Origin of the sequence: Pandoraea pnomenusa (assembly GCF_040391475.1) — a bacterium.
GTDB classification, from domain to species: Bacteria; Pseudomonadota; Gammaproteobacteria; order Burkholderiales; family Burkholderiaceae; genus Pandoraea; species Pandoraea pnomenusa_C.
On sequence record NZ_JBEBXS010000012.1, the window covers coordinates 45,804 to 65,621 of the forward strand.

Genomic DNA, 19,818 nt, shown 5'->3' on the forward strand with positions numbered 1-19,818 from the left:
GCGCACGAACGCACCACACGCGCCGCGCCGCATGGCGGCAAGGTTTGCGTGGTGCCGTGCTTGGCGGCATGCTCGCCGTGGCCGGCGTGAGCGTTCCCGCAATCGCGGCCGACAGCTCGACGGCCGACGCCATCGCGCAATATCGCGAGATGCTCGCCGACGGCAACCCGGCGGAACTCATCGAAATGCGTGGCGAAGAACTCTGGAAAACGCCGCGCGGCCCGAACAACGTTTCACTCGCGCAGTGCGATCTGGGCCTCGGCCCGGGCGTCGTGAAGGACGCTTACGCGCAGCTGCCGCGTTATTTCCCCGATACCAGGCGGGTGCTCGATGCCGAGTCGCGCATCGTCGAATGCATGGTGAATCTGCAGGGCTTCAAGCGTGCAGACGTCATCAAGCAACCGTTCTCCAAGGAAGGCCAGGACCCGACCGATCTCGAGTCGCTCGCGGCGTATGTCTCCGGACAGTCGCGCGGCGCGCAGATCCGCGTGCCGCAGTCGCACAAGGAAGAGAAGGAAGCGTACGCGCGCGGCCAGAAAATCTTCTATTACCGTGCCGGCCCGTATGACTTTTCATGCGCGTCGTGTCACGGCGCGGACGACAAGCGCATTCGCCTGCAGGACCTGCCGAATCTGACCAAGCCCGCTGCGGCGCGTCAGGCGTTCGCGACTTGGCCCGGTTATCGTGTCTCGCAGGGCGCGCTTCGCACGATCCAGTGGCGGATGTACGACTGCTTCCGCCAGCAGCGCATGCCGGAGCTGAACTATGGCTCGCAGGCGTCGATCGATCTGATTACCTTCCTCGGTGTGATGGCCAACGGCGGCAAGATGGACGCCCCCGGCCTGAAGCGCTGACCGAACGCGAGGCACACCCATGAAATCATTCGCATTGCGCGCGACGAGCGTCGCGCTCGCCGCGGCCGGGGCACTCGTCGTCGGCACGGCCTTCGCCGAGGGCGAGGGCGTGAAGCTCGTCACCGGCAGCACCGATGGCGCCGTGGTCCAGGAACTGCGCGACTCGTTCCGCAGCGCGGGCATCGCCAAGCTCGATCGCATCGATCAGAGCGAGTTGCAGAAGCTCTGCACGCAGTACGCCACCAAGCCGATGCCGGCGAAGGTGGCCGAGCGTCTGCAAAAGGCGGAGCTGGCAAGTGTCAAGGCACCGGCCGACGGCAAGTATCTGGGCGACTGGAAGGAAGGCGAGAAGGTCGCGCAGAACGGTCGCGGCATGCAGTTCTCCGACAAGGCCGATACGGTCAACGGCGGCAACTGCTACGCGTGCCACCAGTTGACCAAGAGCGAGATCTCGTTCGGCAACATCGGTCCGTCGCTGTACAACTACGGCAAGCTGCGCGGCGACTCGCCCGAAGTGGTCAAGTACACGTGGGCCAAGGTGTACGACTCGCACAGCTACATGGCGTGTTCGAACATGCCGCGCTTCGGCTCGGCGGGCATTCTGACGGAACAGCAGTTGAAGGACGTCATGGCGCTGTTGCTCGACCCGGCCTCGCCGGTCAATCAGTAAGCCATCAGCCTGTCTGACATTCGGGACGGACGCCGGATCTCGCGATCCGGTGCCCGGCACCCGCCACCGGTTTTCGGAGTGCCGTATGAAATCCCTGATGGTGTCGGTTCGTCGCATGACGGCACGCCTGCCGGCGGTGTCCTGCGTTCCGGTCAAGGCGATTGCGTCCGTTGTGTTGGCTGCCGCGGCTTGCCTGAGCACGAGCGCATCGGCGCTGGAAGTCGGCGATACGGTGACGTTGCCGTCGCTGACATTGCTCGACGGCAAGACGCTGCCGGCGAGCGCGTTCAAGGACCGTACGGTGATCGTCGAGTACTGGGCGTCGTGGTGTCCGTTCTGCGCGCAGCAGAACCCGCACGTGCAGAAGCTGTACGACGCCACGCGCGGCAAGCCGATCCAGATCGTCACGCTGTCCATCGACAAGAAGCCGCAGGACGCCGTCGACTACATCAAGGCGCACGGCTACACGTTCCCGGCGGGCATGGAGAACGACGCCTGGAAGGCGGCGCTGGGCAAGCGTCGCGGGCTGCCGGAGGTTTACGTGATCGGACGCAACGGCCGCGTGTTGCGCAAGGAAGTGGGCGAGATGTTCGGCGAGGACGTGGCGGCGCTCGCGGACTATGCGGGCAAGTGAGTCCACGGGATTGCCCGACACGCAACGCCTGATAACGCTGGAAACAGCGCTGGACAACGACAAGACAGGCGCGTCACGAAATGCGCGCGCCACGGAGACGAAATGAATCGACGCGAGTTCATGCAGGTGTTGGCGGTCGCGGCAGCGGGCGGTATGGCGCTGTCGCATCACGAAACGGCGGCGGCCAAGGCGGCTGCGGCGTTTTACGATCTGCCGAAGTTCGGCAACGTGCACCTGCTGCACTTCACCGACTGCCATGCGCAGTTGCTGCCGATTTACTTCCGTGAGCCGAGCGTCAACATCGGGATCGGCGAGCAGGCCAACAAGCCGCCGCATCTTGTCGGCGAGGCGTTTCTCAAGGCGTTCGGTCTGCGTGCCGGTACGCCCGAGGCCTATGCGTTCACGTATCTCGACTTCGCCGCTGCCGCGCGCACCTATGGCAAGGTCGGCGGCTTCGCGCATCTGGCCACGCTGGTCAAGCGCATGAAGGCGTCGCGCCCGGGCGCGCTGCTGCTCGACGGCGGCGACACGTGGCAGGGCTCCGGCACGGCCATGTGGACGAAGGGACAGGACATGGTCGACGCCACGCTGGCCCTGGGCGTCGACGTGATGACGGCGCACTGGGAGTTCACATACGGTGCCGAGCGTGTGAAGTCCGTCGTCGAGGAACAACTCAAGGGCAAGATCGATTTCGTCGCCCAGAACGTGCAGACGAACGACTTCGGCGACCCGGTCTTCTCGCCCTACACGATCAAGACGATGAACGGCGTGCCGGTGGCGATCATCGGCCAGGCATTTCCGTACACGCCGATCGCGAATCCGCGCTACTTCGTGCCCGACTGGACGTTCGGCATTCAGGAAGAGCGTTTGCAGTCGATGGTCGACGAAGTGCGCGGCAAGGGCGCGCAGGTCGTGGTCGTGCTGTCGCACAACGGCATGGACGTCGACCTGAAGCTGGCGTCGCGCGTGCGTGGCATCGACGCGATCATGGGCGGGCACACGCACGACGGTGTGCCGAAGCCGGTCGTCGTGCAGAACGCGGGCGGCAAGACGCTCGTGACCAATGCAGGCTCGAACGGCAAGTTCCTGGCGGTGCTCGACTTCGACGTGAAGGGTGGCAAGCCGGTGGACTTCCGTTACAAGCTGCTGCCGGTGTTCGCCAACCTGCTGCCGGCCGACGCGCAGATGCAGGCGCTCATCGAGCGTGTGCGCGCACCGTTCGCCGCGAAGCTGGCCGAGCCGCTGGCGGTGACCGAAGGCGTGTTGTATCGCCGGGGCAACTTCAACGGCACCTTCGACCAGTTGCTGCTCGACGCGGTGATGGCCGAGAAGGACGCCGAGATCGGTTTCTCGCCGGGGTTCCGCTGGGGCACGTCGCTGCTGCCGGGGCAGGCGATCACGATGGAGCAGTTGCTCGACCAGACGGCGATCACCTATCCGTACACGACGCTCACGCCGATGACCGGCGAGACGATCAAGACGGTGCTCGAAGACGTGGCCGACAATCTGTTCAACCCCGATCCGTACTATCAGCAGGGCGGAGACATGGTGCGCGTGGGGGGCATGGATTACGTGATCGATCCGATGGCGCCGATGGGCAAGCGCATCACTGACATGCGCCTGAACGGCAAAGCGATCGAGGCGGGCAAGACCTACAAGGTCGCGGGCTGGGCACCGGTCGCCGAAGGGGCGCAGGGCGAGCCGGTGTGGGACGTGGTGGCGCGTTATCTTCGGGCGCAGAAGACGATCGTGGCGTCTGCGCCGAAGATGCCGAAGGTACTCGGCATGAACCAAAATGACGGGATGAAGTAGGCAGCGAATTCCCGGTCTTGCAGACCCCGGAAGGTGTCTGCCGTGCGGGCTGGCGGCCCGGCCTGTGGCGGCGGCGCGACGGTTTCCGGGGCGGTCCGCCGCAAGTGGGCAATGTCCGCAAAGTACGTTATGATCGTTGCTTCAAGTGGGGCGGTAGCTCAGCTGGGAGAGCGTCGCGTTCGCAATGCGAAGGTCGGGAGTTCGATCCTCCTCCGCTCCACCACTTCTTTCCGGATGGATGTTAGCGTCTGCCGTCTGCTGCAGATGCGGCACCAGACCGACACATCTGCAGTTTCCTCATCCGATCGCTGTACACCGCTGTCGCAACGGGCGTCGCGGTACAATTGCACATCGAATTCTTGGATGCTTCCACGCCATGACGAAAGACGAACTTGTCCGCCTGATTACGGGAAAACTGACGCTTGAACGGGCCAATATCGAGACCCAATGGGCCAGTCCCGAAGGCACACCGACGCGCCACTTTGTGATCGACGATTTCCTGCCGGAAGACGTCGCGCGCGCCATCTACGATGCGTTCCCGAAGAGCGCCGACGGCTTTTACAGCCGCGAATCGTTCCGTGAAAAGAAGCGCACCTCGGCCAAGATCGATCAATACGATCCGATTCTCGGCGCCATCACCTTCGCGTTCCAGGATCCGGAAACGGTGAAGCTCGTGGCCGACATCGTTCGATTCGATCGCATTGAACCCGATCCGAGCCTGTATGCCGGCGGCCTGTCGATGATGTTCCAGGACGACTTCCTGAATCCGCACATCGACAACAGCCACGACGCGAGTCGTGACCGCTATCGCCGTCTGAACTTGCTCTACTACGTTACGCCCGACTGGTCGCTGCCCAACGGCGGCAACTTCGAGCTTTGGGACGCGGATTGCAAGGTGGCGAAGACGCTCGTGTCGAAGTTCAACCGTCTGGTCGTCATGGAGACCAACAAGGACTCGTGGCATTCGGTCAGTCCCGTGACGGTGCCGGGCCCGCGTTGTTGCGTGTCGAACTACTTCTTCTCGGAAATTTCGCCCGACAATTCCGACTATTTCCACGTCACCTCGTTTACCGGTCGTCCGGACGAGCACGCCAAGCGTGCGCTGGGCGCAGTCGACAACGCGTTGCGCAATACCGTTTCCAAGCTGCTCGGCACCGGGCGCGGCAAGGACGAAGCACGCAAGTAAACGTCAGACAGGACGGCGTGCCTGGTCCGATTGCCGGGAATGCCGATGCGACATGATCGACCGCACGCTTGCATACGTCCATCGGACGGGTATGCCGCGTGCGGTTCAACGTGAACGGAACAATTCGCCATGCAGGTCGAAAGAGATTTGGAAAAGCGCTCGGACGGGGATATCGCCCTGACCGATATCTTGGGGTTTATCGGCCGGCACATCGGCCTGATCGCCGTGTTCACCGTGGTCGGTGGTGCTGTTGGCATGGGCGTGAGCACCGTCGTCCCGCAGGCATGGGAAGCCACGACCGTCGTCATGGTGGGCCGTGTCGGCAACGAGCTCGTCGAGCCAGTGGCGAATGCGGTGGAGCGTGCGGGTACGGGCGGCTTCGCGCAGCGCGTGGTTCAGGCCGCAGGTACGCCGGTGCGCGCGGACATGATCGCTGGATCGCTGCGCGCCGCGCCGCGTGGTACCGACCTCATCGCAATTACCGTCAAGGGCCCCTCGCAGGCCGATGCCGCACGCTATGCCGCAGCGGCGGGCAAGGTGATGATCGCCGAGCAGGACGTCAAGCAAGCGCGTGCCGTCGATGCACTCAAGCGTGAAGGTGTCTTCGCCGACCGGTTGCGGGAGCGTTCCGAAAAGGCGCGCGACGAATGGACCAGCTACGCAAAGGGCGTAACGGCTCCCGGCGCCAAGCCGCAGCTCGCCGAGGTACTGTTGCTTAAGGAAATGATTTCGCGTAACGACCTGTCGGTGGACGTGGCGATCAAGGCCGCAGAGAAGGTGCAGCGCAGTCTGCGCGATTCGGAGACGTATCCGAGCCGTGCGTTTGACGACGGCACACCGGTTGCCGCGAAGGTATTTCCGAGCCGCACCAAGTTCCTGGGCGCCGGGATCATCGCGGGTCTGCTGCTGGGTGGGATTATTTCGCTGGTGCGCGAGCTTCGGTTGCGCGGGCGACATCAAGCCGCCGCCCGCTAACCGGGCATCGCCTTCGGGCGTCGTGCTTACGCGACGCCCGGTTTGTGCCACACCGTTCGATTGATGTAATCGATGTAGCTCAGGACGATACGCAGAACCTGCGTCGAGACATTCGGGTTCTCATAGTCGGCCACCGGCAGCGTCAGGCGCTTGTCCGGCGAGAAGCCATCGGTGACCACGCGCACGGCATTCAATACACCTTCCGCCCTCAAGCCGCTCATGATGAGCGTGCCCACGTCCATGCCTTCCGGACGCTCGTGTGCGTTACGGATCATCACGGCCGGCAGATTCAGCAGCGATGCCTCTTCGGTGATCGTGCCGCTGTCCGAAAGCACGCAGAACGCTTCGCGTTGCAGCTTGATGTAGTCGATGAAGCCGAACGGCTTCGCGAAGGTAATGCCGCTTGCCGGCAGTTCGCGGCCCAATTGCTCGAGGCGAATGCGCGTACGCGGATGCGTCGAGACAAGCACGGGGTAGCCGTACTTCTCATGCAGTGCGATCAGCGTATCGAGCAGATCGTTGAGCGCTTCTGCCGAATCGACATTCTCCTCACGATGCGCGCTGACGACGAAATACTGTCGTGCCGTCAGCGCCTGGCGTGCCAGCACATCCGATTTTTCGATGGCATCCGAGTAATAGTCGAGCACTTCGCGCATGTGCGAGCCCGTGCGGAAGATGGTCTCCGGACGAATGCCTTCGTCGAGCAGGTAGCCGCGCGCCCGTTCGGTCAGGACCATGTTGATGTCCGACAGATGGTCCAGCACCTTGCGGTTGAGCTCTTCGGGAACGCGCTGATCGAAGCAGCGATTGCCGGCTTCCATGTGGAACACCGGCACCTTGCGACGCTTCGCAGGAATCACGGCAAGCCCCGAGTTGGTGTCGCCGTACAGCAGAATCGCGTCGGGTCGCTCCTGCTCGATGATCTTGTCCGCGGATTCGATCACACGCGCAATCGTCTCTGCCGGCGTGGCGCCGGCAGCATTCAGAAAGTGATCCGGCTTGCGAATGCCCAGATCGTCGAAGAAGATCTGGTTGAGTTCGTAGTCGAAGTTCTGCCCCGTATGCACGAGCACGTGCGTCGTGTGACGCTCGAACTCGGCAATGACGCGACTCATCTTGATGAGTTCCGGGCGGGTGCCCAGAATGGTCATGATCTTAAGCACGAAGCTGCTCCTGAATGAACTCCAGGCTCAGCAGAAGCTTTTTGACTTCTTCGACGTCGAGGCGCGTCGTGTTATGCGACGTGTAGTCTTCTGCGAGCGAAATCTTCGTCTCGCCCTGCACGAAATACTTGGCGTAGTTCAGATCACGGTTGTCCGCCGGCACGCGGTAGTAGCGGCCCATGTCTTCCGTGCGCGCCATTTCTTCACGCGAGACCAGCGATTCGTAGAGTTTCTCGCCGTGACGGGTGCCGATGATGCGCATCTGGCTCTTGCTCTGGAACAGCTCGATGAGCGCCTGTGCGAGCACCTCGACGGTCGAGGCCGGTGCCTTCTGCACGAAGATGTCGCCCTGGCGACCATGCTCGAATGCGTGCAGCACGAGATCGACGGAATCTTCCAGCGACATCAGGAAGCGCGTCATCGTCGGATCGGTGATCGTCAGCTCCTTGCCTTCCTTGATCTGGCCGGTAAAAAGCGGGATCACCGAGCCGCGCGATGCCATCACGTTGCCGTAGCGAGTCGCGCAGAAGACGGTGTCGCCCGGCCCCTGAATGCGTGCTTTGGCTACCGTGAGCTTTTCCATCATCGCCTTGGACAGGCCCATGGCGTTGATCGGGTACACGGCCTTGTCGGTGCTCAGCATGACGACGCGCGACACCTTGTTCGCCGACGCCGCATTCATGACGTTCTCCGCGCCGAGGACGTTCGTGCGAACCGCTTCCATCGGATAGAACTCGCACGACGGCACCTGCTTGAGCGCTGCAGCGTGGAAGACGTAGTCCACGCCCTTCATGGCATCGTGCAGGCTCGAATACTCGCGAATGTCGCCGATGTAGAACTTGAGCTTGGGATGGCTCAGGGCAATGCGCATGTCCTCCTGCTTCTTCTCGTCGCGACTGAAGATGCGGATCTCTGCGACATCCGTGCTGAGAAAACGCTTCAGGACCGCGTTACCGAACGAGCCGGTACCGCCCGTGATCATCAATACTTTATCGTTGAACATAGGGGTTCTCAGGATTATGCGAACAGGTGCATTTTTTCGACGAGGGCACGCCATGGCTTGGGACGGAAGCCGGTGGCGGCACGGAACCGGTCGCTGTTGAGCGATCGGTCGATAACCAGGTCGTCGTTGGGCGTGATCTCGATGTCCTTGCCGTAGACATCGGCAACCAGCGACAGGAGATCGAACTTGTTGATCGGGTCCACGGAGACGTGATACAGCCCGGTCAGACTCGGGTTCGGCAAGACATAGTCGCGGATGACTTCCGCAAGCTCGACCGTCGGGAGGCCGGAAAACACGGCACGGCGGAAGCCCTTCACCGAGCCCGATTGCGCGAGGAACCAGTCGATCAGGGCGAACTGGCTATTGAGTTCGTGGCCGATGATTGACGTGCGCAGCGTGACGGCATGCGGTCCGTCGACTTCGCCGAGTAACTTGGTGCGGCCGTAGACGTCGGTGGCGTCGGGCGTATCGGACTCCAGGTACTGCCCCTTGTCGCCGGCGAACACGCAATCCGTACTCACATGAATGAGTCGCGCCTTTACCAGCTCGCACAGCAGCGAAAGGCGGTGCGGCAGCATGGCATTGATCGGAATGGCCGCGATGGGATCCTTCGCGTTGCCCAGTTGCTTGATGAGGCCGACGCAATTGACGACGACATCGGGCTGAACTTCGGTAAAGATGCGAACCAGGGAATCTTCGCGCTCGACGTCTACGCCGCTGACGAGCGATGCCTGGAGTTCGGGGGCAAAATGGCGGCGCGCGCCGTCACTGCGCAAGGTGCCGACGACATTGAGACCGCTCGTTGCGGACAGCGTGCGAAAGACCGCATTCCCGAGCATCCCGGAAGCGCCCAGAACGAGAATTTTCATTTCCACTCCCAAGAAAACCGTGTTTTTGTCATCTTATGCCTGCCTTGCGTCGGCGGTTGCGGACTGCAAGTGGCTCACGAGGTCACGGACCAGCCGATTTGCCTCGAAGCGGTCGGCATAATACCTCCTTCCATGCTCGCCCATCATCTGCCGTTGCGCGTCGCTCGCTGCGGCAAGTTCGCGCACCGCGTCAGCCAGGGCTTGCGGATCCTCCGCCGGACAGGCGATACCGGCCTGCGCATCGTTGATCACCCGCGCGCCGGCGCCGTCCATCGCGGCAATGACGGGCTTGCCGGTCGCCAGATAGACCGGCACCTTGCTCGGCACGGTCAGACTCATGATCGGATCGCGTCGCAACGTAGCCAGGAGTGCCGAAGCCCGGGCGAAGACACCCGGCATGCGATCCGGTGCGAAGCGGCCGGTTAGCACGACGTTGTCGAGCTGTTCTGCGGCGACACGGGTTGCGACATGTGCCGACTCCGAGCCGGAGCCGATCAGAACGAAGCGGATGTCGTCGCGGGATTTCAGCAGGGCGGCGGCGTCCAGAATGGTATCGAGTGCTTGCGCCTTGCCGAAGTTGCCGGCGAAGACGACGTTGAATCGATCGGGGCTCAAGGCCTCCACGGGCGCAGGCTCGATCCCTTCGTCCGTCGGAATCATTTGCGGCGCGACGGAATTGTAATGAACGCGGATATCCTTGCCCGGTGCATAGTTCGCCACGCTGCCCACGAATTCGTCCGATTGTACGAGAATCACGTCCGTGTGCCGATAGATGTAGCGCACCACGTGTTCGACCATGCGTAGCAGGAACGGCTGTTTGACGAAGCCGGTCGCCGAGAGGCTCTCAGGCCAGAGGTCCTGCACCCACAGGACCATCGGCGCCCGCTTGAGCCACTTGAGCAGAATCGCCGGCAGCGCCTGCAGCAGCGGGGAGGGGGCGTAGACGAAAATGACGTCCACGGGCTTTCCCCACAGGCGCAACGGGCCGAAGATCGACGCCGCACCAATGAATGACAGGTAATTCGCCACCAGGCGCAGGGCGCCACCCGGTCCGCGCGGAAATACCGGGACGCGAACCACGTCGACACTTTCTCCCAGGCGTTCACGCCCGAATCCCCATGCGCGATACCCCTTGAAGACGCGACCTTCCGGGTAATTCGGCTGACCGGTGAGCACCGTCACCGAATCGACCTGTCCCGCGAGTAGCTCGCAGATATGGTTGATCGGAAATCCTTCAGGATGAAAGTGTTGCGATACAACGAGAACGCGCATGGTGGGAAGGATGTGTCGCCGGTTAGATTTGAGACGCGGCCGTGGCGGCTTGCGAGAAGACGGCGATCTGGCGTTGCGTGAGGCTTTCGTCCGCAAGCAAATAGGCTTTCGTGTAGGCCTCGACATGCGAGCAGGCGTCGTCGTAGGCGTCCTGCGACAGGTCGCGAAGCGCCAGGATCTGCTTCACGAACGCCTCGGGCTGTGCGAGGTCGATGGCATCGCCCGCGCCGCCTTCGCGTAGATCGCGCCAGGGCGTTTCCGTGCTGATGAGGACCGGACGGCACGCCAGGAGCGCTTCCAGAATGACATACCCGTAGTTTTCGCCGAGCGTCGGGAACAGGAACGCGTGATAACCGGAAAACAGATCGACGACCTTGCCGCGCGTTGCGATACCCATGTATCGGACCCGACTCGGATCGTCCAGTTGGGCAATGGCGGCCTGACACTCTGCCCAGTAGGCGGGATCGTCGATCGGGCCGTAGATGTCGAGCGTCACGTTCTTGTCTTTGACGCTGTCCATCAATTGAATCGCGTAGCGCAGGTTCTTGTTCTTCGCCAGGCGGGAGACGAACGCCAAACGCAGGCTGCCGGCTTCCTTGGCGATGGGGCGCCGCATGACACCGACGCCGGGCGGGAGCAGCTCGTTGCACCGGGCAACGTGCGCGTTCGGGAAGTTGCGCTTGACTTCGAGCTCCTCGAACTCGCTCGTGACCTGCCAGATGACGCCGCGATGCAGGCGCAGCGTGCGCATCAGGCGCAGCGCGAAGCGCTTCTTTTGCGCGCCCAGCGCGAGGGCGCTTTCGAAAAGCTCGCCGCGCGGCGCCAACACGATGCCGCCGCGGTAGCCGAGCACGCGGGCAACGACGAGCGGAAGAATCGTGTACGACAGGGAAAAGAGGCTGTTGAAGAACAGCAGGTCGGGCGACTTGCGGCGAATCGCACCGGGAAGCAGGCGCAGCAATGCCGTCGTGCGGCTGCAATAGCGAATCAGCGCGTTGCCGTAGGGTTGCCAGGTGTCGGCATGAACGTCGAGCGTCGTCCCGTCAGGCTCCGTCGAGCGGGTGATGACTTCGATGGCCATCCTCGAGTCGAGCCGGCGAACGATGTAATCAAGCGCCGTCGCGGATCCGCCAGCCTGGCGGCTCGGGCAAAAAAAATCGCTGAAAATAAGGGCCTTCATTCGCGAATTCGGTGCATCCTACGAAGAATTTTCTGCTCGTGGCCGAACGAAGCGGCCGGGAATCAATGAATTCCGGAGCGAGTTCCGGATTTTCAGGCGCGAATCCCCGATCGCCACCAACATCGTCGACTGATTATATTTGTGGGGTGGCTGCAATTAACGTCTTCTTACAAGCCGTTTCAAAGCCCATCGATTATCGAATCCGGCATAAGCCCGGATTTTCAAAAGTATACATCACCCGATGCCCCGGGCCGCCGTGATTTGCGGCGACGACAGGCAGCGAACGTGAATTCATTTGTTAACTATGGGAGACTTCACATGCGTGACTTTTGCGATTTCAGCAAGGGGGCTGGTGTAAGATACCGCCTTTTTCCCACCAGATTTTGCGAGGCTCCCGAGATCTTTGTCATCGAGTTTCGGAGATAGGTCCAGGCATCGGGTTGGGCGTCGGTGCTGATGGGAAGCACGCTCGACAGACGATCTGGGTTCGACGCATCGCCGAGCGGCCGCGTCCATGCCGACCGTCAGGTTGCATCTCGGCACCGAGCGATTCGGGTGGTTGTTCGTTTCGCGGTGGGGCGTTCGTTGCTGCTGTTGTGGCGGCGTATTGCGCCACGCGACAGGAAACGATCATGAAGCGGTCGTCCCTGCCGGTGGCACTTATGGCTGTGATGTTTCCGACATTCGTCAGGCCCACGTGCGATGGCGAATGGACGATGCCTGCATGAACGGACAAACGGCGTGACTGCTGCCTGTCATGACGGCGCAGGCGTGCAGGGCAATAGCCCTGTTCGCGGACAGGCATCCGGGTCGCCGGATCGGCCATGAATTTTCGACCCAGGCTGCGGGGGGTCTCATTCTGGTGCCCTGTGCATGCTGATAAACTCCATCTCAAGCGCACGTCTGGCCTGACCGCAAGCGACCCTCAAGGCGCGGGTGGTCGCGATGATTCAAACAGTCGCGCCGCGCTCGATCAAGCCCGTCGGATGGGTTGTAATTGCCATCTATTTCCTCAACGTTGGCGAGTTCTCTCCCGACGCCAGGAGCATCCTCCTGACGGGGCTTCTCATCGGCTGGGCCGCGATCGCGATTGGCACCCACACGCATGAGGCATGAGGCATGAGGCATGAAGCGCTGGCGCCTTGACGTGAGTTGGCAGTAATACGTATCGCAATGTTTCTCGGACGCGGCCGCGGTGACGTCGCGAAGTGCAAGACGATTTTTGGCTCCCCGAAGGATGGAAGATGATCGTGCCGTTGGGAGGTGGATCCGGGTTGTCGCGGTTGCGGATGGGACGCTGGTTCTTCCCGTTCCTGCTGTTGGCGACACTGCTGCAGAACTACTTTGACCTCAGTGCCCTGATGACGACGGGCAGCCTTGCGCTGTACATGTATACGGGGCCGATCGTGTACAAGTTGGGCAAGGACATTGCATACCTGTGTCTGCTGCTGTCGATCGTGTGGGTGGCGCGCAAATCCGGGCGTACCCCGTTAGTCGACTATGCGCTTGGCCTGGTGGTCCTCGTGCTCGTGCAATGGGCCATCTCGGTGCTGGTCAATGGTCCGCTGATCGCCACCATCGGACTTCGCTGGATCACGCCGTTCATCCTGTTCTTGCTGATGCGCGATTGGGTCAATGGCCTCGACAAGCGTGTCGTCGCCAAGTGGGTCCTTTGGGGCATGTATCTGTGCATTGCTGTCCAGGTGGTGCAACTATTTACAATGCCACCGGTTTTCGGCGAAGTGCTGCCGGGAATACCGGCGCGAACTCCCGGTATTTTCATCGTGCCGAACTCGGCGTCGTTATTCGGGTGCGCGAGCGCAGCATTGCTCATGGTGCTACATAGCGAGTCGCGTTCGCGCTGCTGGTACTTCGTGTTTCTGGCGGCGATGATCAGTCTTCTGACGCAATCGGGCACGGGCATCGTGACCGTCGCGCTGATGGCGCTATTCGTGTTCTGCGGGCGTCGCATCAACCTCTTCGGCCTGTTGATGTTGGTGAGCGTTCTGCTGCTGATTCCGAGTTTGAACGTGCTTACGCAGCGCGCCGACTTCGTCCAGATCTCCGGTGGCGGTCGTCTGAAGGTGCTTTGGGATATGTTGTCGGGTGCGTCGTTCGGGATTTCGAATTTCGGCGTTTATACCAATGCGGCGAATCTGGTGAGCGAGAACCCTGCAGGACAGGTGGCGCCCGATTCCCTGGTGGCGTCATGGATCGGCAACTTCGGCGTATTCTGGATTTTCGGCCTGCTGCTGGTCGGCCTGTTTGTCCGGTTCCGGATGACGCAGGTGGACTGGATTCGGGCGACACCCGCCGTTATCGTGCTTGCCTGCTTCTCAATGACCACAATCGTCTTCGAAGCTTTCCCCATGAATCTGTACTTGGCCATTGCGCTCTGGTCGGCGCTGAAGATCAAGCACGTGAGCCCATCGCCCGAACTACTTGCCGGAACCTGAGTCATGCAACCGCTGCTTTCCGTTGTCATCCCGACGCATAATCGCGGGCAATACGCCATTCACGCGATCCGCTCGTTGCTGGCCATCGACGATCCCCGGCTCGAGGTGGTGGTGACCGATACCAGCACTGACGGCCGACTTGAGTCGGAACTCGCTGCCAATCCGTCGCTCGCGAATTCACCGCGCCTTCGTTACATTCGTCCGACGGAACGCCTCGACATGACCGGCAACCACAATGCCGCCATTGGTGCCGCGACCGGACGTTACATCTGCCTGATCGGCGATGACGACACGATTGCGGCAGAGGCGCTCGAAGCCGCGCAGTGGGCACTTGAGAACGATATCGAAGTGTTGGCCCCCGACGTGGTGGCGAACTACGCATGGCCGGATTTCCGTTCGCGACACTTCGGCATGGGGCACGCATCGCGTCTGTACATCGCGCGCAAGTTCGGCAGCGTCTCGTGCATCGATTCGGCCCAGGCGTTGCGTGGTGCGTTGCGTGGCGCGGCGCAAGGCACGGACGGTCTGCCCAAGATCTACCACGGGATCGTCGCCAAGCCGGTGCTCGACAAGATCAAAGCCGTTTCGGGTGCTTACTTCCATGGATCGAGTCCGGACGTCTCGGGCGCCATCGGTTTGGCGATGAGCACGAAGCGGTTCGTCAAGCTCGCCTATCCGCTGACGATCCCCGGCGCGTCGGGCGGGAGTAATACCGGCCGCAGTGCCGTCAATCAGCACAAGGGAAAGCTCTCGGACGAAGCGCAGACAAAGGGCTTCCAGGCCAAGGGCTGGAGTGCGGGTGTGCCGAAGTTCTTCTCCGTCGAAACCGTGTGGGCACACGCGTCGCTCGAGACGATCGCGCGGATCGACGAGCGTCGCGTGCGCGACTTCAACTTCGCGCATCTCATCGCTATCTGCCGGGTGTTGCACGGTGAATATGCGCAGGAGATCGATCAGGCGCTCGTTGAGGCGGCGGCGATTCTCGGTGTGACGCCGGCGGCGCTTCAGGGAGAGATCGATGCGGACATCCGTCGTATCCGTCGTGCGCGCCTGATGCATGTCGCGAAGCGACTGCTGCGCCCGACCGCAGCCGGCGGACGCTTCTACGTCGGCAACCTGCCGACCATCGAGGACACGCCGCCGGTGCTCGCGGACCAGATGCAGCGCCGCGGTGAAAACTGGGCGCGAATGGCGGCGGCCGCACAGGCCGCCATTGGTGGCAGCGCAGGCGCTGCGTCAGGTCACTGAAACGTTGCCTGGTTGGCCGCCCGTTGCGTTACGGCGCGACGGGAGCGCCAGGAAGAGCAGCATGAACGGCAGGATCGCCCAGACCGGGTATTGGTAGCGGAAGGCCGGGTAGGGGATCAGCACGAACATCGTGGCCGAGTGAACTGCGAACGGCAGATAGACGTAAGCCGCGCGTCGATCGCCACGTCGAAGCCAGCACCAGAAGACGACGAACAGCGACAGCCACATTGGCACGGCGCTGTTCCACCAAAGCCACAGGGTTCCCGCTGCTTGCCGCGGTATCGTCGTGTGGTAGGTGAAGGTTTCCAGAAACTTACCCAGCGCCGGCAGCACAGGCGACAACCGCAATTGGCTGGCATAGGGTTCAACGATCATGTCGGAGAGCCCCACCATGCCGGCGGGTGCCGTGGTATCCCACAGATTCTGCTCGGCGGTTGGGCCCACGTGCCACAACGGACGCGAGATGCACAGTTGGCGCTCCAGCGCGGCCTTTGGGTTGCGCATCGCCAGCGTCACCGCAAGTTTCACCAGGGCTTTGGCATTGGTATTCAGGACGGCGGCCAGTGCCTCGGGGCGACCCTGATACGCGTCGAGTATCGCCGCCCGTGTCTTGTCGGTCATGCGGCAATCGTAGCTGTCGCGCCAGTCGGAAAGCGGCATCACTTTTTCCGCGAGCGCGCGCTCCTCGGGGAGCAGCGGTGTCCCGTCGTGAATGGCCGCCGCCACGATATGGTTCGTGAAAATGAGTGCGACGCTGCCGACATCGTCCGGCTTGACGCCCGGCACGCGCGATGTGCCCCAGAACACTGCCCCGAATGTCAGCACCGTGGCCACGAGAATGCCCACGCCACGCTTCCACCCGCCCACGCAGGCCAGCCAGACGCACGTGACGAGCGCGACCGCCAGCGATGAGACCAGGCCATTGATTCGGATGATGCCCGGCAGCGCCACAGCGACCACGAAGCATGCGGCCGTGCCCGTGCTGAAAAGGTCCGTCACGCCGCGTCGGACAAGGCGCAGTTGAACGGCACACAGCATCAGGCACGCCAGCGTGTAGAGGCTGTCCTTGCCCAGCGTCGTTAGCATCAACGGGTTCTGTGGCAGAACGGCCACGACGATCGCGCAGGCGATCACCCACTTGCGCCTGACCCCTATCGCCTGCAACTCCGCCAGCATGTAACCCACCGTGAGCCACATTGCGCCGGTCTGCAGGAGCATCAACGCACCGGGAGACGGCCAGATCATGCTGATCGCGCGCATGAGCAGCGTGACGGGAACGACCAGCCCCGCCGTATAGGTCGTGCCTCGCACGGCTTCCATCCACTGGACGGAAGCGTCGAAATTGACTTGGGCGGGCCAGAACGCCAGCAGTACAACGAGAGTCGAGACAGTCAGGGGAAGACCGAACAGAAGCACGTCGCGAAGACGGATCGCCAAAACGGGCGCGGGGGTGCCGAACCCTTCGGGGCGAACTGCGGGCCGCAACGGCCGCAGGTTTGCAGAGTTGCTCATTTCGACTGAGTCTCGGGGGCGGACGCGGGTTGGGTCGGTTTCCTCGCGTCGTTGATGGCGAGCTGACGGCACAGTGCGGTCAGGTCGTCCTGCAGACCGATGATCTTTCGGTACATCGCGACAATCAGGAACAGCAACAGCAGGCAGAAGACCGGGATGACGAAGTCCAGGCCGCGTCCGATGCCGATCATGTGCGCAATGGCTGTCGTGGCGTTCGCGTCCCAGATCAGGAACGTTGCGATACCGGCGCCGATCAGGACCGCGATCCGGTGGCGCTGCGCACCGCGCAATGCCACGTAGTAGAGGCTGATCGCGGCGACCATCCCGGTCAGCATGTACTGAGCGATCATCGTGAGATCCTCCCCAGGAACAGGTCAATGAGAATGCGTACGGAGTTCGAGAGCTTCTGACCTTTGCGCAGCGAATAATCGGTATAGGTGATCGTGACTGGCACTTCCACCACGCGCATCTTGTGCTTCGCGATGTACGACACGATTTCGGATGCGTGAGCCATCCGGTTCTGATAAATCTCGAGGCGGGTCGCGGCGTCACGGGTCATCGCCCGAAAGCCGTTGTGGGCATCCGTCAGTCGCACACCGGTAGTGATCCAGGTGAAGAGGGCGGCGGCCTTGAGCGTCAGTACCCGGAGTTTCGGAATGCCGACTGCCTGACCAATGAAGCGGCTCCCCAGCGCGAAGTCCACATTGTGGGACGACAGCGCATCGGTCATGCGCTCGATTTCGTCGGCCGCGTGTTGCCCATCGGCGTCGAAGGTGACGACGATCCGGGCGTCGTTGTGCACGGCGTATTGGATGCCGGTTTGCAATGCGGCACCCTGGCCGAGATTGATGGGATGTACCACGACGTGGGCGCCGGCGTGCAAGGCCACGTCTGCGGTGCTGTCACGCGAACCGTCGTCGACCACCACGACGGGGTATCCGAGCACTTTTACCGAGCGTACGACGTCGCCGATCATGGTGCCTTCATTGAAGGCCGCGATCACGATCCAGATGTCCGCTCGGTCGGGCGGTGCGGCTGACGCCGAGATTGTCATTCCCATGATAGTACGAGCAGTCCCACCGCAATGAAGCCGACGGCAATGAAGAAACGCGGCGACAGTGGCTCGCCGAAGAGGATATGGCTACCGACGCCGGCCACGAGAATGCTCGTGACCGTGAATGGGAGCCCCTTCGAAAGGGGGATGAAGCCGAGGATCCAAATCCATATCAGCGTCAACACACCGTACAACACGATCGCGAACAGGAACGTCGGGTTAGTCGCCAGTGCGAGCCCGCGTTGCGCAGCGGACGCCGTCGGGTCGGCCCCGTGAATCGCCACGTATTTGAAGAGAATCTGTCCGATGCCCATCGCGCAGGCATAAGTCAGCAAAATGATGATGTGAGAAAGTCTCATTTGGCCTAGCGTTGGTGATCTGCATCCGCCCGCGCGTCGACCTCGCCCGATCCGTGGGCACCCCTTCCCTCACTTGGAGGTGCTGTCTCGTGGGGGCTTCCGCATGCGATGCACGCGCGCGTGTCAGTCGAATTGGGTGTCTTGTCGCTTCAGCGGGACCGGCGCTCCGATGCGCGGAAACGAGTGGCGGCCGAACTAAAATTCTCGGTCCGAGAGGATACCATTTCCTCGTGGGGCCCGGCATGACCGGGTGTTGGGCGGAGGCCCAACGGGACACGGCCCGGCTTGACTTGATGCGTTCAGCGTCTAGTCTTAAGGGGACAAACGGTAGCCCATTCCCAATACACTATGGCGATCGCCATTGTCCTGATCGTCGTCGTCGCCGCCGCGCTCGCCTTCCATTTCTGGAGTCCGTGGTGGCTGACCCCGCTGGCGTCGAACTGGCGCCAGATGGACGATACCCTCACCATTACGCTGGTGATCACCGGCGTGGCCTTTGTTGTCGTCAATCTTTTCGTCGCCTGGGCGATCTTTCGGTACCGCCATCGCGACGGCCATCGCGCCGCCTACGAGCCTCATAACCGCCGTCTCGAAATCTGGCTTATCGGCATCACCACGGTCGGCATCGCCGCCATGCTCGCCCCCGGGCTGTTCGTCTACGCCAAGCTCATCAGTCCGCCCAGCGATGCGCGCGTCGTCGAAGTCGTCGGCCAACAGTGGCAATGGCGCTTCCGTCTTCCCGGCCCGGACGGACGGCTCGGCACGTCGGACCCCAGCTACGTCACCGCCGACAACCCGCTCGGCCTGAATCCCAAAGACCCGGCAAATCAGGACAACCGCATCGTCGACGCCCCCGAGCTGCATCTGCTCGTCGGCCAGCCCGTGAAATTGCTGCTGCGCGCCAAAGACGTGCTGCACGACTTCTACGTGCCGCCGTTCCGCACCCGCATGAACATGGTGCCCGGCATGGTCACCCAAATGTGGCTCACGCCCACGCGCACGGGCCGCTACGACATCCTGTGCGCGCAGCTGTGCGGCGTCGGCCATTCCGACATGCGCGGCGTGGTGGTTGTCGACGACAAACCCGCCTACGATGCCTGGGTGGCAAAGCTTCCAACGTTCGCAATGTTGCAGGCGCAGCATGCCGGCGCGGCCGCATCCGATCCGCTGGCCGCCAAGGGCAAGCTCCTCGCACAGCAAAAGGGTTGTGCTGCCTGCCATACGGTCGACGGCGCCCAGGGGGTGGGGCCGACCTGGCACGGACTGTACGGCAAGACCGAAACGTTTCAGGACGGCAGCTCGGCGCATGTCGACGACGCTTACCTCGCCACGTTCATTCGCAATCCGACCGCGCGCGTGCCGAAGGGCTTCGCGCCGCTCATGCCGAAGATCGATCTGACGGACGACGAACTGAAGGCGCTCGTCGCCTATATCCGGACGCTGGGCACCGCCAGCACGGGCGGCCCCGCCAATCCTGCATCGCCGGCCCAGCCCGCCCAGCCCGCCGCGCCGTCACCTGCGCCGTCCGCCGCCGCGCCGTCCCCCGCACTGCAACTGGCCCAGAACACGCT

At 62.4% G+C, this 19,818-nt stretch carries 18 protein-coding genes, 1 tRNA gene and 1 pseudogene; 11 read left to right on the plus strand and 9 right to left on the minus strand.

Going from position 1 to position 19,818, the window contains the following annotated elements; genetic code table 11:
• Positions 1 to 68 precede the first annotated feature (68 nt).
• From soxA to ABWO90_RS14295, 7 genes are all read left to right on the plus strand, one after another.
• Entirely contained in the window at positions 69 to 854 is a 786-nt protein-coding gene (soxA, locus tag ABWO90_RS14265) for a sulfur oxidation c-type cytochrome SoxA (RefSeq protein ID WP_502922621.1), read from the plus strand.
• Between the two features lie 19 nt (positions 855 to 873).
• Positions 874 to 1,524, plus strand: coding sequence for a sulfur oxidation c-type cytochrome SoxX (soxX, locus tag ABWO90_RS14270; RefSeq protein ID WP_353191889.1), 651 nt, complete (start codon positions 874 to 876; stop codon positions 1,522 to 1,524).
• Positions 1,525 to 1,609: 85 nt separating this feature from the next.
• The gene (locus ABWO90_RS14275) at positions 1,610 to 2,158 is read left to right on the plus strand and encodes a TlpA family protein disulfide reductase (RefSeq protein ID WP_353191890.1); all 549 of its coding nucleotides are present in this window, start codon (positions 1,610 to 1,612) and stop codon (positions 2,156 to 2,158) included.
• Positions 2,159 to 2,260: 102 nt separating this feature from the next.
• Positions 2,261 to 3,970, plus strand: coding sequence for a thiosulfohydrolase SoxB (soxB, locus tag ABWO90_RS14280; RefSeq protein WP_353191891.1), 1,710 nt, complete (start codon positions 2,261 to 2,263; stop codon positions 3,968 to 3,970).
• A gap of 147 nt (positions 3,971 to 4,117) precedes the next feature.
• A tRNA-Ala gene (locus tag ABWO90_RS14285) sits at positions 4,118 to 4,193 on the plus strand.
• Between the two features lie 153 nt (positions 4,194 to 4,346).
• Positions 4,347 to 5,156 carry a 2OG-Fe(II) oxygenase gene (locus tag ABWO90_RS14290; RefSeq protein WP_353191892.1) on the plus strand — a complete coding sequence of 270 codons (810 nt, stop codon included), beginning with the start codon at positions 4,347 to 4,349 and terminating at the stop codon, positions 5,154 to 5,156.
• A 129-nt stretch (positions 5,157 to 5,285) separates the two neighbouring features.
• A complete protein-coding gene (locus ABWO90_RS14295) occupies positions 5,286 to 6,131 on the plus strand; it encodes a Wzz/FepE/Etk N-terminal domain-containing protein (RefSeq protein ID WP_353191893.1) in 846 nt (281 codons plus the stop codon).
• A gap of 26 nt (positions 6,132 to 6,157) precedes the next feature.
• Here ABWO90_RS14295 and wecB read toward each other — a convergent pair whose 3' ends face one another.
• Genes wecB through ABWO90_RS14320 form a run of 5 tightly spaced genes read right to left on the minus strand, consistent with a single transcriptional unit; the run spans position 6,158 to position 11,519 of the window.
• A complete protein-coding gene (gene wecB / locus ABWO90_RS14300; protein ID WP_353191894.1) occupies positions 6,158 to 7,294 on the minus strand; it encodes a non-hydrolyzing UDP-N-acetylglucosamine 2-epimerase in 1,137 nt (378 codons plus the stop codon).
• Positions 7,287 to 8,297, minus strand: coding sequence for a polysaccharide biosynthesis protein (locus ABWO90_RS14305; RefSeq protein ID WP_353191895.1), 1,011 nt, complete (start codon positions 8,295 to 8,297; stop codon positions 7,287 to 7,289). The genes wecB and ABWO90_RS14305 overlap by 8 nt, the downstream gene beginning before the upstream one ends.
• A gap of 14 nt (positions 8,298 to 8,311) precedes the next feature.
• The gene (locus tag ABWO90_RS14310; protein WP_353191896.1) at positions 8,312 to 9,166 is read right to left on the minus strand and encodes a dTDP-4-dehydrorhamnose reductase family protein; all 855 of its coding nucleotides are present in this window, start codon (positions 9,164 to 9,166) and stop codon (positions 8,312 to 8,314) included.
• Between the two features lie 33 nt (positions 9,167 to 9,199).
• The gene (locus ABWO90_RS14315) at positions 9,200 to 10,438 is read right to left on the minus strand and encodes a glycosyltransferase family 4 protein (RefSeq protein WP_353191897.1); all 1,239 of its coding nucleotides are present in this window, start codon (positions 10,436 to 10,438) and stop codon (positions 9,200 to 9,202) included.
• 22 nt (positions 10,439 to 10,460) lie between these two features.
• Positions 10,461 to 11,519, minus strand: coding sequence for a glycosyltransferase family 4 protein (locus ABWO90_RS14320; protein WP_353191898.1), 1,059 nt, complete (start codon positions 11,517 to 11,519; stop codon positions 10,461 to 10,463).
• A gap of 1,044 nt (positions 11,520 to 12,563) precedes the next feature.
• On the opposite strand from ABWO90_RS14320, the gene ABWO90_RS14325 reads away from it, so the two are divergent.
• The 3 genes from ABWO90_RS14325 (at position 12,564) to ABWO90_RS14335 (ending at position 15,322) form a co-directional block, all read left to right on the plus strand.
• Positions 12,564 to 12,734 (plus strand): hypothetical protein, encoded by a 171-nt coding sequence (locus ABWO90_RS14325; RefSeq protein WP_353191899.1) that lies wholly within the window; start codon positions 12,564 to 12,566, stop codon positions 12,732 to 12,734.
• 92 nt (positions 12,735 to 12,826) lie between these two features.
• The gene (locus ABWO90_RS14330) at positions 12,827 to 14,074 is read left to right on the plus strand and encodes a hypothetical protein (RefSeq protein ID WP_353191900.1); all 1,248 of its coding nucleotides are present in this window, start codon (positions 12,827 to 12,829) and stop codon (positions 14,072 to 14,074) included.
• 3 nt (positions 14,075 to 14,077) lie between these two features.
• Complete coding sequence (locus ABWO90_RS14335) at positions 14,078 to 15,322, plus strand: glycosyltransferase family 2 protein (RefSeq protein WP_353191901.1); 1,245 nt, start codon at positions 14,078 to 14,080, stop codon at positions 15,320 to 15,322.
• Here ABWO90_RS14335 and ABWO90_RS14340 read toward each other — a convergent pair.
• Genes ABWO90_RS14340 through ABWO90_RS14355 form a run of 4 tightly spaced genes read right to left on the minus strand, consistent with a single transcriptional unit; the run spans position 15,311 to position 18,247 of the window.
• Positions 15,311 to 16,834: a hypothetical protein gene (locus ABWO90_RS14340; RefSeq protein WP_353191902.1), complete on the minus strand. Its 1,524-nt coding sequence runs from the start codon at positions 16,832 to 16,834 to the stop codon at positions 15,311 to 15,313. The genes ABWO90_RS14335 and ABWO90_RS14340 overlap by 12 nt on opposite strands.
• Positions 16,831 to 17,184: a DUF2304 domain-containing protein gene (locus ABWO90_RS14345; protein WP_353191903.1), complete on the minus strand. Its 354-nt coding sequence runs from the start codon at positions 17,182 to 17,184 to the stop codon at positions 16,831 to 16,833. Before ABWO90_RS14345 ends, ABWO90_RS14340 begins: the two co-directional genes overlap by 4 nt.
• Complete coding sequence (locus tag ABWO90_RS14350; protein WP_353191904.1) at positions 17,181 to 17,837, minus strand: glycosyltransferase family 2 protein; 657 nt, start codon at positions 17,835 to 17,837, stop codon at positions 17,181 to 17,183. The genes ABWO90_RS14345 and ABWO90_RS14350 overlap by 4 nt, the downstream gene beginning before the upstream one ends.
• Positions 17,838 to 17,884: 47 nt before the next feature.
• The gene (locus tag ABWO90_RS14355) at positions 17,885 to 18,247 is read right to left on the minus strand and encodes a hypothetical protein (protein ID WP_353191905.1); all 363 of its coding nucleotides are present in this window, start codon (positions 18,245 to 18,247) and stop codon (positions 17,885 to 17,887) included.
• A 348-nt stretch (positions 18,248 to 18,595) separates the two neighbouring features.
• Here ABWO90_RS14355 and ABWO90_RS14360 point away from each other — a divergent pair.
• Positions 18,596 to 19,723, plus strand: a pseudogene (locus ABWO90_RS14360) (cytochrome c oxidase subunit II); the annotation flags it as partial.
• Positions 19,724 to 19,818: the final 95 nt, after the last annotated feature.